General features: G+C 48.1%; 10 protein-coding genes and 2 pseudogenes. All 12 read right to left on the bottom strand.

Annotated features, from left to right (window positions below; translation table 11 throughout):
• Positions 1-38: 38 nt before the first annotated feature.
• Positions 39-260 carry an accessory Sec system protein Asp5 gene (gene asp5 / locus SSV_RS03735; RefSeq protein WP_072073738.1) on the bottom strand — a complete coding sequence of 74 codons (222 nt, stop codon included), beginning with the start codon at positions 258-260 and terminating at the stop codon, positions 39-41.
• Between the two features lies 1 nt (position 261).
• A complete protein-coding gene (gene asp4, locus SSV_RS03730; RefSeq protein ID WP_002897858.1) occupies positions 262-444 on the bottom strand; it encodes an accessory Sec system protein Asp4 in 183 nt (60 codons plus the stop codon).
• Complete coding sequence (gtfB, locus tag SSV_RS03725) at positions 437-1,789, bottom strand: accessory Sec system glycosylation chaperone GtfB (RefSeq protein ID WP_072073737.1); 1,353 nt, start codon at positions 1,787-1,789, stop codon at positions 437-439. The genes asp4 and gtfB overlap by 8 nt, the downstream gene beginning before the upstream one ends.
• The gene (gene gtfA / locus SSV_RS03720) at positions 1,773-3,293 is read right to left on the bottom strand and encodes an accessory Sec system glycosyltransferase GtfA (RefSeq protein ID WP_072073736.1); all 1,521 of its coding nucleotides are present in this window, start codon (positions 3,291-3,293) and stop codon (positions 1,773-1,775) included. Before gtfA ends, gtfB begins: the two co-directional genes overlap by 17 nt.
• A gap of 12 nt (positions 3,294-3,305) precedes the next feature.
• Positions 3,306-5,687: an accessory Sec system translocase SecA2 gene (gene secA2, locus SSV_RS03715; protein ID WP_072073735.1), complete on the bottom strand. Its 2,382-nt coding sequence runs from the start codon at positions 5,685-5,687 to the stop codon at positions 3,306-3,308.
• Entirely contained in the window at positions 5,680-6,159 is a 480-nt protein-coding gene (gene asp3, locus SSV_RS03710) for an accessory Sec system protein Asp3 (protein ID WP_072073734.1), read from the bottom strand. Before asp3 ends, secA2 begins: the two co-directional genes overlap by 8 nt.
• Positions 6,156-7,685 (bottom strand): accessory Sec system protein Asp2, encoded by a 1,530-nt coding sequence (gene asp2 / locus SSV_RS03705; protein WP_072073733.1) that lies wholly within the window; start codon positions 7,683-7,685, stop codon positions 6,156-6,158. The genes asp3 and asp2 overlap by 4 nt, the downstream gene beginning before the upstream one ends.
• On the bottom strand, positions 7,675-9,255 hold the full coding sequence (gene asp1 / locus SSV_RS03700) for an accessory Sec system protein Asp1 (RefSeq protein WP_072073732.1): 1,581 nt from the start codon (positions 9,253-9,255) through the stop codon (positions 7,675-7,677). Before asp1 ends, asp2 begins: the two co-directional genes overlap by 11 nt.
• A gap of 8 nt (positions 9,256-9,263) precedes the next feature.
• A pseudogene (gene secY2, locus SSV_RS03695) lies at positions 9,264-10,486 on the bottom strand (accessory Sec system protein translocase subunit SecY2).
• A 32-nt stretch (positions 10,487-10,518) separates the two neighbouring features.
• Complete coding sequence (locus tag SSV_RS03690; RefSeq protein WP_072073731.1) at positions 10,519-11,523, bottom strand: sugar transferase; 1,005 nt, start codon at positions 11,521-11,523, stop codon at positions 10,519-10,521.
• Between the two features lie 16 nt (positions 11,524-11,539).
• A complete protein-coding gene (locus SSV_RS03685) occupies positions 11,540-14,761 on the bottom strand; it encodes an SP_1767 family glycosyltransferase (protein ID WP_072073730.1) in 3,222 nt (1,073 codons plus the stop codon).
• A 343-nt stretch (positions 14,762-15,104) separates the two neighbouring features.
• Positions 15,105-17,380: pseudogene (locus SSV_RS12185) on the bottom strand (LPXTG cell wall anchor domain-containing protein); the annotation flags it as partial.

The raw sequence follows: 17,380 nt of genomic DNA, 5'->3' as shown, positions 1-17,380 counted from the left end.
TTATTTAGCAGTCGTCTGAGTAGCTTCCTAAACAGATGCTAAAGGGATTGAATCATAAAGAAAATCATAAGCACAATCAGGGCAAGACTTGCCAAAAGAACTAGGATTTTCTTTGCAAAGTGAGTTTCCCAGTAGCCTGACTTGCCGATTGATGTATTGGTGTCTCTGTAAAATTGCTGGTTTTCTCTGGGAAGAAGACTAACCAGCAAAATCAAGACAAAGGCTGCTACAATGGTAAGTGTAATCAATATTGTTTGCATTTTATTTCCTCAAGGCTCCAATCAATGTAAAAATCAAGCCAATCAAGATCATCAAGCCCAAGGCGATGACAAAAGCCTTGTTGAGATTTTCACCCAAGCTGGCCTTTTCTTTTTTGGGCTTGCCATGCTTGAGCTCATCTAACCGCCCCTCAATATCCTTATGAAATAAATCTTTTTTAGCCATGCTGACCTCCTAGTACGCTTTGGAGAGTCTCCTGATAAAGACTGACGGGCACATCGTTGGCATGCCGACCTTGAGCTTGCAAGGCTGATCGCATCTGCTCAACACCAGATAAGGCTTCTTCCAGAGCGGCTGCCAACTGATCTGGCTGGCTGCTGTCGAAAATATGCTGCTGGGTAATGTAGTGCCTGTCATGCAGGGTCTGCTCAAAGCCTAGGATCAAGAGATTATTCTCAAAAGCCTTGCGCACTGCCTGCAGGACCTGACCACCGTGATTGATATCCAGATAAATATCTGATTCCAAGTAGAGCTGCTCAATCTGCTTGAGACTGGCATTTTGATAAAGAACGACATTCTTGTAGGACAGCATAGACAAGAGCTTGGGCGACATTTCCGTGAGAGCTGCAATGCGAAAAACTATCTGCGGCAAGGTCTGAACCAAGGTCTCTAAGCCTTCAATCTGATCCGAGTGGGTCAGGATTAAGGCATCTTTTCGTAGGAAGTTGTCCCGCTTGAAATCATAATGATAGCCCAGATGCAGGAACTTCTGCTGCTGGTCAGCTGCAGCCAAACTCTTGGCCTTTTCATAGGTCGCCAAGTCTGGAATAACAATGGTCTGCGCCCGCAGCTGACTATTTTCCAGAATCAGCTGCATATTGCCGGGCAGCTCGTCATACAGAGGCTCCTGCCAAAAGAGAATATCCTGGCCAGCACGCCCTGTCAAGCTGTGGGAAACCAAGAAAGAGTAAGCCAGCGAATTAAAGAGAATATGTTCCAAGTCAAAGTCTAGCCGCTCCAAAAAGAAACGGATAAAATCCACTCGGTTTTTAAAAATCCGCAAGGGCTCTTGGTCCAGAGTCAGGATGATGTCACCAGTGGCATGGTTTTCCACGATACGTTCCTGACCATCAGTGCTGTAATAGGTTGTGTTGAAGGCTTCCTGAGCAGATTTATAAGCCGTTTTAGCAAAGCAGCGGCCTTGCTTATTATAGCGCTCACTCAGTCGCAGTTGGCCTTTTTTATCCAGCCAGTCCACCTGCTTGACCAGGCGCCCCTTGGCCTGACTGGCATAGTGAATCCGTGCTCTTTCTTCTCCCATGTCACTGACACGCGCCGACTGATGATCGCCTGTGATTTCCCAGAAAGGGGGCGCTGGTACTTGATTGAAAAAGAGCGGGTGGTCTACTCCCTCTTCATCCCCTAAAAAATAAGTATAGGGGGAGATCATGTCGTCCGGCAGAAAGCCATTGGCCTCAATGACAATGGTCGGACAGTCATAGCCAGCTGCAAGGAGGGAATCATGCAGATCCTGGGTTTCCTGATTGTAATAATCAAAGAGCTGAATCATCTCTAACCTCCTTTAAAAGCTGGGACCAAGCCGCTTCAACCCGGCTGGTCAAATAATTCTCAGCCACTTGATAAGAGTGTTGGCTCATCTCCTGCTGGCGTCCTTGGCTAAAGAGAGCTACTATTTTCTCCACAAAAGCAGCAATAATCTGGTCCTCGACCTGATTGGAACTGACCGGCAGCAGATAGCCATTTTTACCATCATCAATAAAAGTCTGATTGCCATAGCGGACATCAAAACCAATGAGGGGCAGACCTGAGCCGACTGCTTCCATAAGCGTCAAACCAAAGCCTTCGCTGGTTGAAGCCGTCAGATAAAGCTCATAGCCTGCATAAATCTGGCTCAAATCTGCATGCCCTTTGAGTCGAATGTAGTCCTGCGCTCCTGCCTCCTCAATCCTACGGCGCAGCTTCTCCTCTTCGCCCCCCTTACCGTAAATATCCAGAGTCAGCTCAGGCAGCTGGGCAAGGGCTTGGACGGTCGCTGCCACTAGCCAATCAATATGCTTTTCCGTAGCAAGACGCGAAGCAGTAATCATGGAAAAAGGCTTGCGAGGCTCTTTGGGATAAGTCAGCTGGTCCAGACTCCCCACCGGTATGGTGACAATCTTGGGCTGCTTGTTCGAGTAATGCTGGAACTGCTGCTCTAGAATTCTTTTCTGAGCCTCTGTTGCTACGATGAAGAAGTCCACCTTGTCAGCATTGGTAAACTGGTAGTCATAGAAATTGTTCCAGAGAATGTAGTCGTCACTGCTGGCATTTTCACTGAAATGCTCCGCATGGACCACTACTCCCAGCTTAGCCTTCTGGCTTTCCTCAAAGACAACCTGACCAATCCCTGTCTCCCGATCCAAGATGACCACATCATCTGCTTGCAGCTGCAGGCATTGGAGGAAATAACGGACCAGCTCAGCCTTGGAATAGAAAATCCGGTCTGGGAAGCGATAGAGCTCTTCCTGAACATCTTCGATCAGCATATCATAAGCCACACTACCGTCTTCATTGTAAAAGCGGCGCTGGTAGAGGGTGGCGGCGTCATTGTGGGGCGCGAAGTATTCACTGGCATAGCGGACATAGGAGAAATAATCCTTGCGAATCAGTCTCCCCCGCGAAACGTACTCCACATGCTCGACAAAGTCCTGATCTTCCTGTCGCAGATAGCAAGTGATAAACTGATCATCCTGCGGATAGAAATAGCGGACAATCTTGCCCTCTCTCTCCGAGCGCTCCAGCTGACCTGCGACTTGAGCCAGCACTTGATCCAGTGTCACCGTCGTCGGTGCAATCTTGATGTCCGTAAAGTAGTTATAAAGCCAGATAACTTCCTCATCCAGAAAACCGATATTTTCCGTTAGATGCTGGATATTATCTGCTAAAATCATATCCATAAAGATAAACTTAGCCGGCTGTTGGATCCTGCGCAGAAGCTGGGCCCGATAAGCTTGGGCGTATTCTACACCGCTGCTGGCCCAGCCGATACCTAAGTTAATGTTATATACTGTCATATTCTCCTCGTCTTACGGGAAGTACATGATGACTTCTCCTTTAGGGTTGAGTGCCAATTCACTCATCAAAAGATTCTTGACAATCTGCTGCTTCATGCGCTCCTTCATATATTCAAAGCCATCGTAAGCCTCTTGATAGTACTCTACCAGAGGATTTTTCATAGAGAAGTGCTGACCGCTCAAGGCTGTCTTGAGCTGCTGCAGATAGTCTACCTGCTCGACCCAGTTCTCATCAATAGCCTTGAGAACGGACACCCGCTGAAAATGGGTAAAGAGCTTGTCAGACTTGAGATAGTCTTTCTTTGCCTGCAATTCCTGCTCGGCAATATCCTGCAAGAGCTCTGCAATTTTCTCTGGCGAATAAATATCGAAATCATAAGGAATACGCTCAGCATGATAGCTGAAATGGTCTAAGATAAAGCGATAGAGGTCTGCCCGTGTCCCATAAGATTGCTCATAGGCCGCCTGATGAATGACCTGACTGAGGACGCGGCTGATTTCTTCGTCAATCCGCTCCTCAGCTTGAATCAAGCGATTGCGCTCAGCATAGGTAATCTCCCGTTGAATCTTCATACACTGGGCATATTCCAGCGTCATCCGACGGGACATCTTGGCGCTGCTTTCGCTGGCTCTCTGTGCCTTGGCTACTAAGCGTCTAAAGCGGCGCTGTCCCAGCTGGACTGGATGCTGCTGAACTTCTTCGGTTGAGTAGTCCTTGTAGAACTTCTTGAGCCAATCTGGCCCCCACTTCCTGAGCAGATCATCCTCTAGCGAGATGAAAAACTTACTAATTCCCGGATCACCTTGACGGCCTGAACGGCCACGAATCTGTAGGTCAATCCGCTGGTTCTCCATCCGCTCAGTACCAATCACCACGAGACCACCCAAATCTGCGACACCCGGTCCCAGCTTTATATCCGTACCGCGGCCGGCCATGGATGTAGCCACTGTCACCGCACCTTTCTGCCCAGACTCAGCGATGATCTGCGCCTCACGGGCCGCATTGTTGGCATTGAGCAGGTTGTGGGCGATGCCTTCTCTCAGCAGTAGGGAAGAGTAAATCTCTGACATCTCTACTGAACCGGTAAAAATCAAGAGGGGATTGCCTTGAGCATGGTAGTGCTTGACCTCATCCAATGAAGCAAAGACTTTTTCTGGCAGGGTCTGGTAAAGCTGGTCTGGTAAATCCTGCCGAATCACTGGACGGTTGGTCGGGATCTTGATGACGGCCATGGAGTATGTTTCCATAAACTCGCTCTCCACCACCTTGCCGGTCCCGGTCATACCAGAGATTTTCCGGAAGAGGCGGAAGAGATTCTGATAGGTGATGGAAGCCATGGCCCGTGTTTCCTCTGTCAGCGCGACATGCTCCTTGGCCTCAATGGCTTGGTGCTGGCCTCCCTGAAGCCGAGTCATTTCCAGCAGACGGCCGGTTGAGCGGTCCAAAAGTAGGACCTCTGCTTCTTTGTCTCCCTGCCGGACTACATAGTCCTTATCTTTCTTGTAAAGCTTGTGAGCCCGCAAAGCCAGATTTAGATGGCGGACCAACTCTTGATTTTCCTTGGAATAGAGATGCTCCAAGTCCAGAAAAGACTCTGCTGCCAGGATACCTTTCGAGGTCAGCCAGACTTCATTTTTCTCGTCATCATAGTGATAATCCAACTTTTCTCTCAGGGTAGTAATGAAAGTATCCAAAATGGCATAGAAGTTAGACTGGACCCGAGGGGCACCAGAGATAACCAGAGGCGTCTGTGCGCTGTCCAAGAGGATGGAATCAATCTCATCTATGATGACATAGTTGAAAGGGCTAAGGTATTGGCTATCCTTATTCTCTGCGAGATTTTCAATCAGATAGTCAAAGCCCAAGGCACTATTGGTCGTATAGACAATATCCGCTTGGTAAATCAGCCGCTTCTGCTTGGGCGTCAGCTTTTCAGTCTCATCTGCTACCACCGCAGCCTCAATAGTCAGCCCCAGAAAACGATAGACCTGCCCCATTTCCTGAGCGTCCCGCAGAGCCAGATAGGTATTGGTGGTCACCAGCATAGCTCCTTGACCAAACAGGGCATTGAGATAGAGCGGCATGGTAGCCGTCAGAGTCTTGCCCTCTCCCGTAGCCATCTCAGCGACATTGCCCTCATGGAGCACAATCGCCCCCATGACCTGCACATCGTAGGGGAACATGCCCAGCACCCGCTTGTCCGCTTCCCGCACCACAGCATAAGCCTCCGGCAGCAAGTCGTCTAAAGTCTCACCTAAGGTCAGTCTCTCCTTAAATTCCTGTGTTTTCTTTCGCAGATCAGCATCTGACAGGCCAACCATTTCTGACTCAAAGCTCTTGACTTTGGCTAAGATTTTCTTTAAGCGCTGAATGTGAAAATGATTTTTAATCATCAGACTCCTCTATGATTTGGTCAATGTTTAGGCAATGAAACTCTAAGGACTCAACTCCTGCACTCAGCAGCTGAACCTTATAGCTATAGGCTTCCTTTGGGTAGGTAAAGATCATACTCTCCGAGCGCTCCACTTGATTAATAATTTCTTTATCATAGCGGTCAAAGAAGATGATTTTCAGAAAGACGCTTTCTTCAGGATAGGTGGTCATATCTCTGGACAGGCAGTAGCGAGCTCCCTTTTTAAGCAAGGGAAGTGCAGGAATCTGCCGATCTCTCTGATGGTTCCATTTAGAAGACCACTCATGAATGGTCTGGCCAGAAGCCATTAGTTTATTTTCAAAAAATATATGTGAAGGAGAATGAATGATAAGGGTAGTGCCGTAGAGATAGGTAAAGTCAGTCATGGTGACAGCTACCGAAACCCCTCTCAGCTCTCCCCAGTAAATTCCCTTCCTTTTTTGAATCTTCATTTCTTTCTCCCAAATTCCTTTTCCAATACCATACGATAGTAATTCATAAACCAAGACACCGAAATACTGAAATCATCATTATGGCGGCCTGGAACCCCTCTGCTGACTAACTTGGCCTCGGTCAAATGGAGAGCCGCTACCAGATCCTCATAGGCCGTCGGATCATAGTCTTCTTCCTTCATATAGGCGATACCAAAGGTCGTTCGGCTAAAATCAGCTTTCTCAAACTTGCGCCAGAAGCGCCTATCCAGCTCATTCATATGCTCCTGCTCCTTACCCCCGGTATGGCGATGAAGGACATCCAAAGCCGTCGGAAAGACCTTGGGCAGGCGTAAACGACCACGCTTAGCAATGGTTCCCAAATTGCCCAAGGGCTTGGATAAAATGATAGCTCGCGGTCGGAACTCCGAACCATAATAAACCGATGCATAGGTCCCCATCGATACCCCCGACAGAATCAAATCCCGCTCGGTAAAGTCCAGATAGTCCAGATGCTCTTGGATAATCTTATGAATACCGCTCTCTAGCTCCTGACTGCCTAGATAAAACATGCCGCCATCCACGCGCGGATCTGAAAACAAGAGAAAAGGACAGCCCAAACTGCGCATCATCCCAAAGCCCTCGAAGCCTTCCGCCCGACGGTAACCAGAGAAATAAACAGCCAAAGGCGGCTTCAAATCTCCTGGATAAAAGAAGTAATTAATCTCTTGTCGATGGCTATCGCGGAGAATCTTTCCACCCAGGACGTACTTGCCAAACTCATAGCGGGTTAAGCGCTGATGCAGAGCCCCGACCTGAATCCGTCCCTTGCCTCTAGCCTCCAAACTGACGCCCAGATAGGAAGTAAAGTCATTGTCCAGAACCATGGATTCCCGCATGTCCTCTTCTGCGAAAATAGTCTCGCGAGCAATGTCCGCAGTCGATCCTTCTTGGATATTATAGAGGCGCAGCCGCAGCTCACAGCTGCCTGACTTTTCATATTCAAGCCAGAGTTCAACTGGATTAGAGGCATTGGCCACGACATTGTATTTCCAAGAGAGGACAGGCTGAAAGTCCTGACCAAAGTCACCTTCCAGTTCTAGATTTTCATAGCCATTGTAACAAATCTTGCCCCGAAATCCAGGGCTGACCACCATATCAAGCGGGGTCATCTTATCGCCATACTGGCCGGAAAAGAGAGCCTTGGACAGCTTGCGGATGAGATCAGCTCGATCGCTCATATCCGTTGGCTGAGCGCAGTGACGCTTGAGAAAGTACTCAATATCCGCTTCCTGGGTTTCCTGTTCCTGATTATAGAAAACTGTATAAGGGATAATCTTGGGCTCAATCATAAACAAATCAGGAATCCGACGCAAATCGTCCACCAGAATCGCATCAAACTTGCTAATCTTATCCATCTCCATGACTTTTTTGATAGCCAGATTGGAGTTAGGAAAGAAATAATACCAGACCATATTGTCCGGAATGGCAAGCTCCTTGCTCCAGTCGCTTGAGCCAATCTGTAAGATTTTCAGCTTATTTTGCATTCTCAGCCTCCTTGAGCCACTGCTCCCACCGGCCAATCAGCTCCAGACTAGTATTATGATGGATTTTTTCAATGGAATAAATCAAGGCCTGGTTCCAATTTTTCAAACCTTCCAAGTAATAGTCTGCAGCAGTCGGAACATCAGAGATAGAGTCCAAGATATAGCCATTTTGCAGATGGGTCACATAGTCTGAGCCCACCAGATTGATCTGCGGAATCCCGGCAGAAATCCCAGCAATCTGCGTATAGAGATTGGGCTGCTCACTCAGGTCGATGATTAACCGTGTATCATCCAGCTCCTGAATCAAGCTGAGCTCGTCCGTGATATTCTTAATGGTGAAACGGAGGACCTGTTCCTGATTTTCCAGCAGGGCATTCTCAGCCTGCTCACTGCGGCGGTAGTTCTTGACAAATTCATACCGATTCAAGAATTCATCAATAACCTCCTGCACCTTGGTCTCCACCTTTTGGATTCCTTCCTGCCAGGCATTGTAAACACCGATAATCAGCTCCGTATCCGGATGCTTGGCCACATAGTGGAGAACCTTGAAGATGGCATAGTCATTAAGCCCTTCTTCCAGATTAATCTGATAAAAAATCTTGGATTCACGACGACGCTGGCTCTTGCCCAACTGCAGACGAGTATCAAAAGGCGATAGGTAATGCACCTTCTGAGCCTGCCCAGGCAGGTAACGCTGAATAGCCTTCTTGAAGTCCATACGATCAGTCAAGACTAAATTCGCCTGCTGCAAATCTGCTTCTAAAGCTGACCAATCAACTGTATGATTGCGCTCGTGGAAAAAGCTGAGAATGATTTGAACATTCTTGGGCAATAAGCGCAAAATGGCTTGAGTGTATAAGGGATGCGTTGCTAGGACAAACCGGCTGTCCTCTCCTGCATTGCGCTCGATATAGTGGCCCAATTTCTCCAAGATTAAGTCTGGCATTCGCTCATACTCCAGCTTATCAAAGTCCAGTAAGTAAGCAGGGTTGACCTCTACCCGGCAGTTGTCAGGCTTAAGATGCTCACGAATCCGCCAGTCACCATCCGGCTGCAGGTAGTCCTGATAAAGGGGCTGCCCCTCTTCATAATAGGTGATACTGGAGACAAAGCCCCGATCATCAAAGATATAAAACTTCTCCAGCTGGTCATCCTTGAAAAACTTGATGAAGCTTATAAAGCCTTCTACACCAAACTCGACATGGGCATAGAGCTGTCCCTGCCTGCGGACCATGATTAGAAAGGGCGTATAGACAAACTCGCAGTCTGACTCCCAGTCCAGATCCTTGATTTGCAAGACCTGCATTTCTTTAGACTGGATTCCCTGAATCTCATCAAAAACCGAGTAATAGTCCGTCTCAAAAATATCCTGCCGATGCAAGAGATAGCGGGCATGCGGCATATAGGCTGGCAAAAGCAGCTGGACTGGCAGATTCTCACTTTGAAAAATCCGAATCTGATGAATGGTATCATCAAACTCCAATCGCTGCATAGAGCGGTACCAAGGGATAATATCCCGGTGCCAAACCCGCTCCCCACTACCACTCCACGAAGGAATAAAGTAATACATAGTTTCTCCTACAACAATGAACGATAACGGTCATTAAGCGTCAAGGCCTCCACCTCGTCCTTAATAGAAAAGACCATTCCGATAAAAATCATAAAAATCCCCGGAATCATACTGATCCGCAGATACTTAATATCTACTAGCACCACCATCATGGGCAGGCCAGCAGTCATAATCAGATAGATAGCTCCCACAATAGCAAAATAAGTCACCAAACCATTGATATAATGGCGGGTCGCTGCTCCCGGTAAACATTTTCGATATACTCTCCGCTCTTTTGCATCCGCTCAGCAATTCGGTCGCCACTGATATTGATAAAGGCGAAAGCCAGCCCTAGGATAAAAATAGTCACCAGATAGAGGATGAACCAAGCTAGACTACCCATGGATAGCTCCTCTATCCACTGCTCAATCAGCTGGTTTTCCGGCTGGAGAAAGTGGATAATCAAAAGGAAATACTGGGGAATGCTGACCAAGGTCATAGCGTACATAATCGGCATACCACCAGCAGGATTAAGACGAATATCCAGATAAGAGTATTTCTTAAAACGGTTATGGATATTGATCTTATTGACTGGAATTCGGTACTTGGACCGCTCAACTGTAACAGCCAGATAGAGAAAGACTAAGCTGAAAACCAGCATCAAGGCCAGACAAAGTGAAGAAATCTTCAGCTCCTGAATGGAGTTCCAAATATCCTGCGGAATGTAGGCAATCATGCTGGCCATGACAATCATGATGGAGCCGCCAAGTCCCATGGCAGCATTCAAATCGGTAAGCCAGACCAGCATGTAAGTCCCAGCCATCAAGACCAAGGTATCTAAGACCATAATCGTAGTCATATCCACCCCACCTGCTTCTTGCAGTGGCAGGTTTAGAACCAGTGCCACGGACTGAATCAAGGCAATGACCAAAGTCAGCAGCATCCGCCGCCTTTCCTGCACTTCCAGAGGGAGCTTACTCAATCCTAGGCGCTTGGACACAGCAAACATCTGCCAGATCAGCATAGAGGACATCCAAGGAGACAGGCCGACAGAAAAGAGCGACATACTGCGCAGATTCCCACCCATCAGGGCTGTCGCATAGTTTAAGGTCGTAGAGGTTCCGTCCATGGCAGCTGCCTGACTCATATCGATGAAAGGCAGGGTCAGCTTGGTTCCCAAGACATAGATAAATAAGAAAAATAAGGTCCACAGAAACTTCTTGATAATGACCGGTTTAAAAAATGACTTCACACTGACTCCTCATGACGATGGCTGGAGGGACTCTAAGATAAGACTTCCATCACCGCATCTACTAAGACTTTCTTGCTAAAATAACCTTCCTTGAGCAAGAAAGAGAACTTTCTAACCCGCTCGACCATAGCCTGATACTCCTCGGCAGTCAGACTTTCAACGATCCGACTGGCCTCTTCCAGACTGTCTACGACAAAGCCCAGACCACGCTCGCGAATCAGCTCTGCATTGGACAGGTAAGAAGGGACGATAACCGGAATCCCAGCTGCCAGATAGGTGGCAGACTTATGAGAGATATTGAGACCGTAGTATTCCGGCTCGTCTGCTGGATTTTCCTCGACACCCCAGACCAGACCTAGACCGCCCTTGGACAGCTCCAAGAGCAACTCTGGCCGGCTGACCCAGCCCCGATAGCTGACATTGGCCTCTGGATTTGACTCTTCTTCAGGCGAAAAAATCTCCAGAGGCGTAGCATAAGACCAATTAATCAGATGTGGAAAACGCTCCACACTTCCTGCGAAATACAGCTTAGGCGCAAACTGAGGCTGGTGCAGGGGCAGATCATAGGGATGATCCCACATGCGCTGGACCAAAATCTTGTCCACAGTCAACCCCTCTGCCAGAAGCTTGTCTCGCATCTGCTCAGAAGGCACGATGACCGCATCGGATTGATTATACATATCGATATACTCCGGCATCAGATAGTAGTTTGACGGGAACATCAGTGGTGGTACATCATGGATAAAGGTAACCAGCTTGGCCTGCAAAATCTTGAGCTTGCTGATAAAGGCCTGGTCAAACTCTCGACCATTCCAAGTGGGCGACTGGTAAATCACGACATCCCCATAGCCCACACTAGCCATGATGCCATCCAGACGCCGACTGAGCTCAGACTGGCTGTCACTGTAAATATCGTAAAAGTAAAAACTCAGCTCATTAAAGCCCAGCTGCTTGGCTAACTTGGTCACATCATTCTGGGCAATCAAGGCCGTACTCTGGCCAGACATACCGTATAGATTGGTAATATTAACTTTCATATTCTTTTTCTAATCTTCATTCCTGAGCCAGATTGGCAACAATCTGACTATCATAAGCTTGGTCGTCTCTAAACTCAATATCCTGATCAAAGTTGTGCTCAGCTGTATGCTTGTGCGACAGCTTGACCTTGTGGCTAGCCCCCATCTGGAACCACTCATACTCTGAGTCAATATGCCCAATATCCAGCACCCGATAACCTTCCTGAACCAGATCATAGACCAAGACCTTGGCCGTCGGACCCAGCATAGTCAAAATCAGACGATTATCCGCATGTTCTCGAACAGCCTGCTTGATAGCCTCCAGCTTGCTGTAGGCGTTGCGCGAAGGACAGATAATCCGCTTGATGGACCTAGCCCCGTCAAAGAGGTCATTGCCCACACCAGAACGGGAAGTCAAGCCCTCTACGATCAAGAGGTCCTTGTCCTGCCATAACTGCTTGAGCTTGGCAAAATAGCCCGCAGACGGCGTCTTATCTTCCAAGTCGATATAAGGCCTGGAAATAAAAGTCGATCCGTACCAAGGTGCTCGGCAAATCTCTTGGTAATCTGCTAAGTGATAATACAAGTGAACTTTCCAAAAATTCTGGGCGTCAATGGAATAGCGTTCTAACCCTGTGAAGACATCGGACAGACAGACCATCAAACGTTCATCGCTCTCCATAGACATGATTTCTCTCAAGCGTGCTGACAGCTCTGGATCGTATTCCTGATAGACGATACCACGACCTGCAATCAAATCCATCTCCCCATCTCCAAAGCGAACTACTGAAGCACCTTTCTCCAAGAGATAATCCAGTGATTGGTCGATAGAGAGGACAGAAATCTGCCGCTCTTCAGGCTCGGCCAATCTTAGTTTCTCAATAGCCTGCACCATGACTTCAGGATTATCGGTTGGAAAGACTTCCTGCCCCTGCTGGCCATGGGCTGTACTGTCAAAGGCAAAGACTCGCTTGCCAGCAGACTTAAAGCGAGCAATGATATCACCAACCTCATCACCAGCATTGATATCCAGCAGCAGCTGAGACTTGGCTTCCAGCGACTCCAAGAGAGCCGGAATCCCAGCAATATCTGAGCTGACGCTGACATTAGGATACTGGAGCAGACGCGTGATTGGCTCTGCTACCACTACCGGTGCTGCAATATAGAAATGACAGGCAGGCAGGGCTTGAATCAGATAGTTGATATGCATCAGGTCACAAGAGTAGGTATAGACTAGGCAGGACAGACTTGAGCCTTCTTCACCTTCTACCATCTTTTGAGTCAGAGCTCCGACTGGCTCCCGCATATCCGACCAATCCAGTCCCTGATAGAACCACCAGACCTCACGATAGATAGACTGGGTATACTCTTTCCAAGGCTTGCGCTCGGTCAGATAGTGAATCACAGGCGGATAGAGACCTTTTTCTGGCTCATAGTCCGAAAAAGTCGTGTGCAACGTAATGCAGTTATAAGCAAAAGGCAGCTCCAGCCAGCGGTTCTCAAAGAGCATATTGAGAATGCTTTGGTCATCCTGACTGACTTTATCATGTAAGTTATCAGTCATCTCAATCAATTGACCCGCAATATCATTTTCTCTCCAGTAGTTCACATTAATTAGTAAAACACCTGAATTAAAAATCTGCTCGCTAAAGTATACTTCTCCGCCCAGATCTCTTACTGCTCCAAGCGGATAGGAACCTAAATCAACTGCAAAAATTTCTGATAAGTCACGTGTAACTACAATATCGCAGTCCAAATAAAGAGCCTGATCTTCCTCTACAAAAGTAGCCGTAAAATATCTCAAAAAAACTGAATAATGGATATTTGTCTTATATTGACTAATATGACTGCCATCCACACGAGCATTGACGATCTGGCAGTTCAGCTTGGCCAGTTTTTTTTGCATGCCGACAAACCACTCTGTCGGAAAGTCACTGTTGATGACATAAAACTTGATAAAGCGATTGTGGCAGACGATGGACTTGATGGTCGTTAAGACCTGCTCACTATAGGCAGCATTGGCCGCTAATACGACAGCTCGAAATGCTTGAGACTTCTCTTTTTTCATCAGACTGTGCAGCTTTCTCACCATCTCCTGTGGATTTTCATGCAGATAGACTAGCTCTTCGTTATCATTTTTCTTAGTATTGTCAAAAGCTAGAACCAGTTTACCCAGTTCCTTAAAACGGCTTCTCATTTCATAGTGCTCGCTTCCATGGTGAATATCCAAATAGACCTGGCACTTATCAATGAGCTCATCCAGCACCACATGGATAACCTGAGGATAGAGATGGATATTTTCAAAGCGATCCAAAGAACGCAGATAATCTCCCATCTCGGTGTAGCTGGCAATATGAAAATGAACCTTAGGTAGGGACTGAGCCAAAAACTCGATCTGCTCCAACTCCTGCACATCCGTCAGGAGCATACAGTTCAGACCCGACTCATCCCAAGGGTCCGGCAGCTCAAACTCCCCCCGATGATGTGCTACAATCTCATCCAGTTTCAAAGCCTGAAAATCCCACCAAAGCTGACGGTAGCGATAGCTGACTTCCGAGTTCCAAGGCTTGCGATAAGTCGTATAATGAATAATCAGCGGCTCCTGATCCAGCTCAAAATGTCCATTCCAGCCGCTGTAAAAGGCCACCAAATCATGGCCTACCTGCAAATTATAAATCTTATCCAAGGGCAGCCAATCCTGATCCAGCACATGATTTAGCACTGTCTGATCACCATTGAAATCCTCCATCTTACCAGACTGGACCAGACTCATGATGCGGTCCGTCTCCTTGATAAAGGTCTCCTGCAGCTGCTTTTCTTTCCATGCTTGATTATCAATCAACAGAACCCCTGAGTTAAAACCGTAACCTCCGGCATCTCCAACTGCAGCTACTAGCTTGCCTTCCAGAGAAATATTACATAAAGGCTGCAAGTCCCCATTGACCACCAAATCGCTGTCCAGGTAAAGGACACGGTCCTCCGCTACAAACTGCGGGATAAAATAGCGAGCATAAGCTGCTGAACTGATATGGTCCTGCGTAAGCCAGTCCGGACTGACAGACACTTCCTCCAGACTGACATTGACCAGCTCGCTCCCCAGCTGCCCAGCAACCTCTTGAAAATCACGAAACCACTGGTCGCTTAATCCCTGATTGAAAACATAGATTTTGACATTTTTATTATAATATAAAATCGACTTAATCGTTGTAGAGACTTGCTCCTGATAAGCCTGATCCCCAACTAAAACTATCGTTTTCATTTCCACCCTTACTCTTTCATTTCATAAACTCTTAAACATCAATTCTATACTTGATATTATATAAAATATTGTCCAAAAAATCTATATTCTCAGGGACTTTCCTGCAGAATATAGAAGACTTTTTCTGTAAAATTGTCAAAAAAACAGGAAGTTGTCAAAACTTCCTGTTTCTATAGCCTATCCGTTTATTTTTACCAGTTATTAGCATGGGATGTTTGCAAGCAAGCACTAGAAATCATGACATGATTTCCTTAATAACTTGCTTTATCTACCACTTCCTAGAGTTCACTCACCGAGCAAACTGTCGACAGAATGAAAGATAAACTGATTGGCTTTATTACTGCTACTCTTCAGAGTCACTGTGATTTTTACGTCGCTTGAAGGCCAAGCCCAAGGCTCCTATGCCCAGAGCCAGGATGGAAGCCTTGCTCTCAATTTCCCCTGTCTGAGGCAAACGACCTCTAGAAATCATATCCAACTCAGACTGTCTTGCGGAAGCTGACAGACTTTCAGATATGCTCTGACTAGCTGACAGGCTAGTAGACAAGCTTTCCGATACAGACTGGCTGACACGGACTAGCTCGCTGAGACTGACTGCTGCTGACAGTGATTCACTTGTAGAAAGGCTGAGTGAGTAAAATTCCTTCTCATGGACAAGATCTAGCTGACTGTGCAAGACTGAGGTGCTAGTGCTCAATGACATTGACTCGCTGATTGATTGCGAATCACTAATAGAAGCACTTTCTGAACCAGACAGACTAGCTGATGTGCTTGCACTTACGGACGCACTCGTTGAAGCTGATGTACTTGCACTCACTGACGCGCTCGTTGAAGCAGATGTACTTGCTGACACTGACGCGCTAGTCGACGCAGACGTGTTTGCACTTACAGACGCACTTGTAGACGCGGACGTACTTGCTGACACTGACGCACTGGTCGACGCTGAAGTACTTGCGCTTACAGACGCGCTCGTTGAAGCTGACGTACTTGCGCTCACTGAAGCGCTCGTTGAGGCTGACGTACTTGCTGTTGCTGATGCGCTCGTGGACGCTGAAGTACTTGCGGATACGGACGCACTCGTAGAAGCCGATGTACTTGCAGATACTGATGCGCTCGTTGAGGCTGACGTGCTTGCTGTTGCTGATGCGCTCGTGGACGCGGACGTGCTTGCGCTTACTGACGCACTGGTCGACGCTGATGTACTTGCACTTACAGACGCACTCGTTGAGGCGGATGTGCTTGCTGACACTGACGCGCTTGTGGACGCCGATGTACTTGCGCTTGTAGACGCGCTAGTCGATGCGGACGTACTTGCTGATACAGACGCACTCGTTGAGGCGGATGTACTTGCGGATACAGATGCACTCGTCGACGCTGATGTACTTGCGCTTACGGATGCACTGGTCGACGCAGAGGTGCTTGCAGATACTGATGCGCTCGTGGACGCTGATGTACTTGCACTTACAGACGCACTCGTTGAGGCGGATGTGCTTGCTGACACTGACGCGCTTGTGGACGCCGATGTACTTGCGCTTGTAGACGCACTAGTCGATGCAGACGTACTTGCTGATACAGACGCACTCGTTGAGGCGGATGTACTTGCGCTTACGGATGCACTCGTTGAAGCCGACGTGCTTGCTGAAACAGATGCACTAGTCGATGCAGACGTACTTGCTGATACAGACGCACTCGTTGAGGTGGATGTACTTGCGCTTACTGACGCACTGGTCGACGCTGAGGTGCTTGCAGACACTGACGCGCTCGTTGAAGCAGATGTACTTGCTGACACTGACGCGCTAGTCGACGCAGACGTGCTTGCACTTGTAGACGCGCTCGTGGACGCAGACGTACTTGCGCTTACAGAGGCACTCGTTGAAGCCGACGTGCTTGCTGATACTGAAGCGCTAGTCGACGCAGACGTGCTTGCACTTACAGACGCACTTGTAGACGCGGACGTACTTGCTGATACGGATGCGCTTGTAGAGGCAGACGTACTTGCGCACTTACCGACGCACTCGTTGAAGCCGATGTGCTTGCACTTACCGACGCACTCGTGGACGCAGACGTACTTGCGCTTACAGACGCACTCGTCGATGCGGACGTGCTTGCTGATACGGATGCGCTTGTTGAAGCAGACATACTTGCGCTTACAGATGCACTCGTTGAAGCGGACGTACTTGCGCTTACGGATGCACTTGTAGAGGCTGACGTACTTGCACTTACCGACGCACTCGTTGAAGCGGAGGTACTTGCACTTACGGACGCGCTCGTTGAAGCAGATGTACTTGCTGAAACTGACGCACTCGTGGACGCTGACGTACTTGCACTTACGGATGCACTCGTGGACGCTGAGGTACTTGCACTTACGGACGCACTCGTGGACGCAGACGTACTTGCACTCACTGATGCACTTGCGGACGCTGAAGTACTTGCACTCACGGACGCACTCGTGGACATAGACGTACTTGCGCTTACAGACGCACTCGTCGATGCGGACGTGCTTGCTGATACAGAGGCACTCGTAGACGCTGAGGTACTTGCACTTACGGACGCGCTCGTTGAAGCAGATGTACTTGCTGAAACTGATGCGCTCGTTGAGGCGGACGTACTTGCGCTTAC

The sequence above is a fragment of the Streptococcus sanguinis genome (assembly GCF_001078705.1).
Lineage (GTDB): Bacteria > Bacillota > Bacilli > Lactobacillales > Streptococcaceae > Streptococcus > Streptococcus sanguinis_D.
The sequence above is the reverse complement of the archived record's forward strand: the minus strand, read 5'-3'. Positions and strand labels throughout refer to the sequence as shown.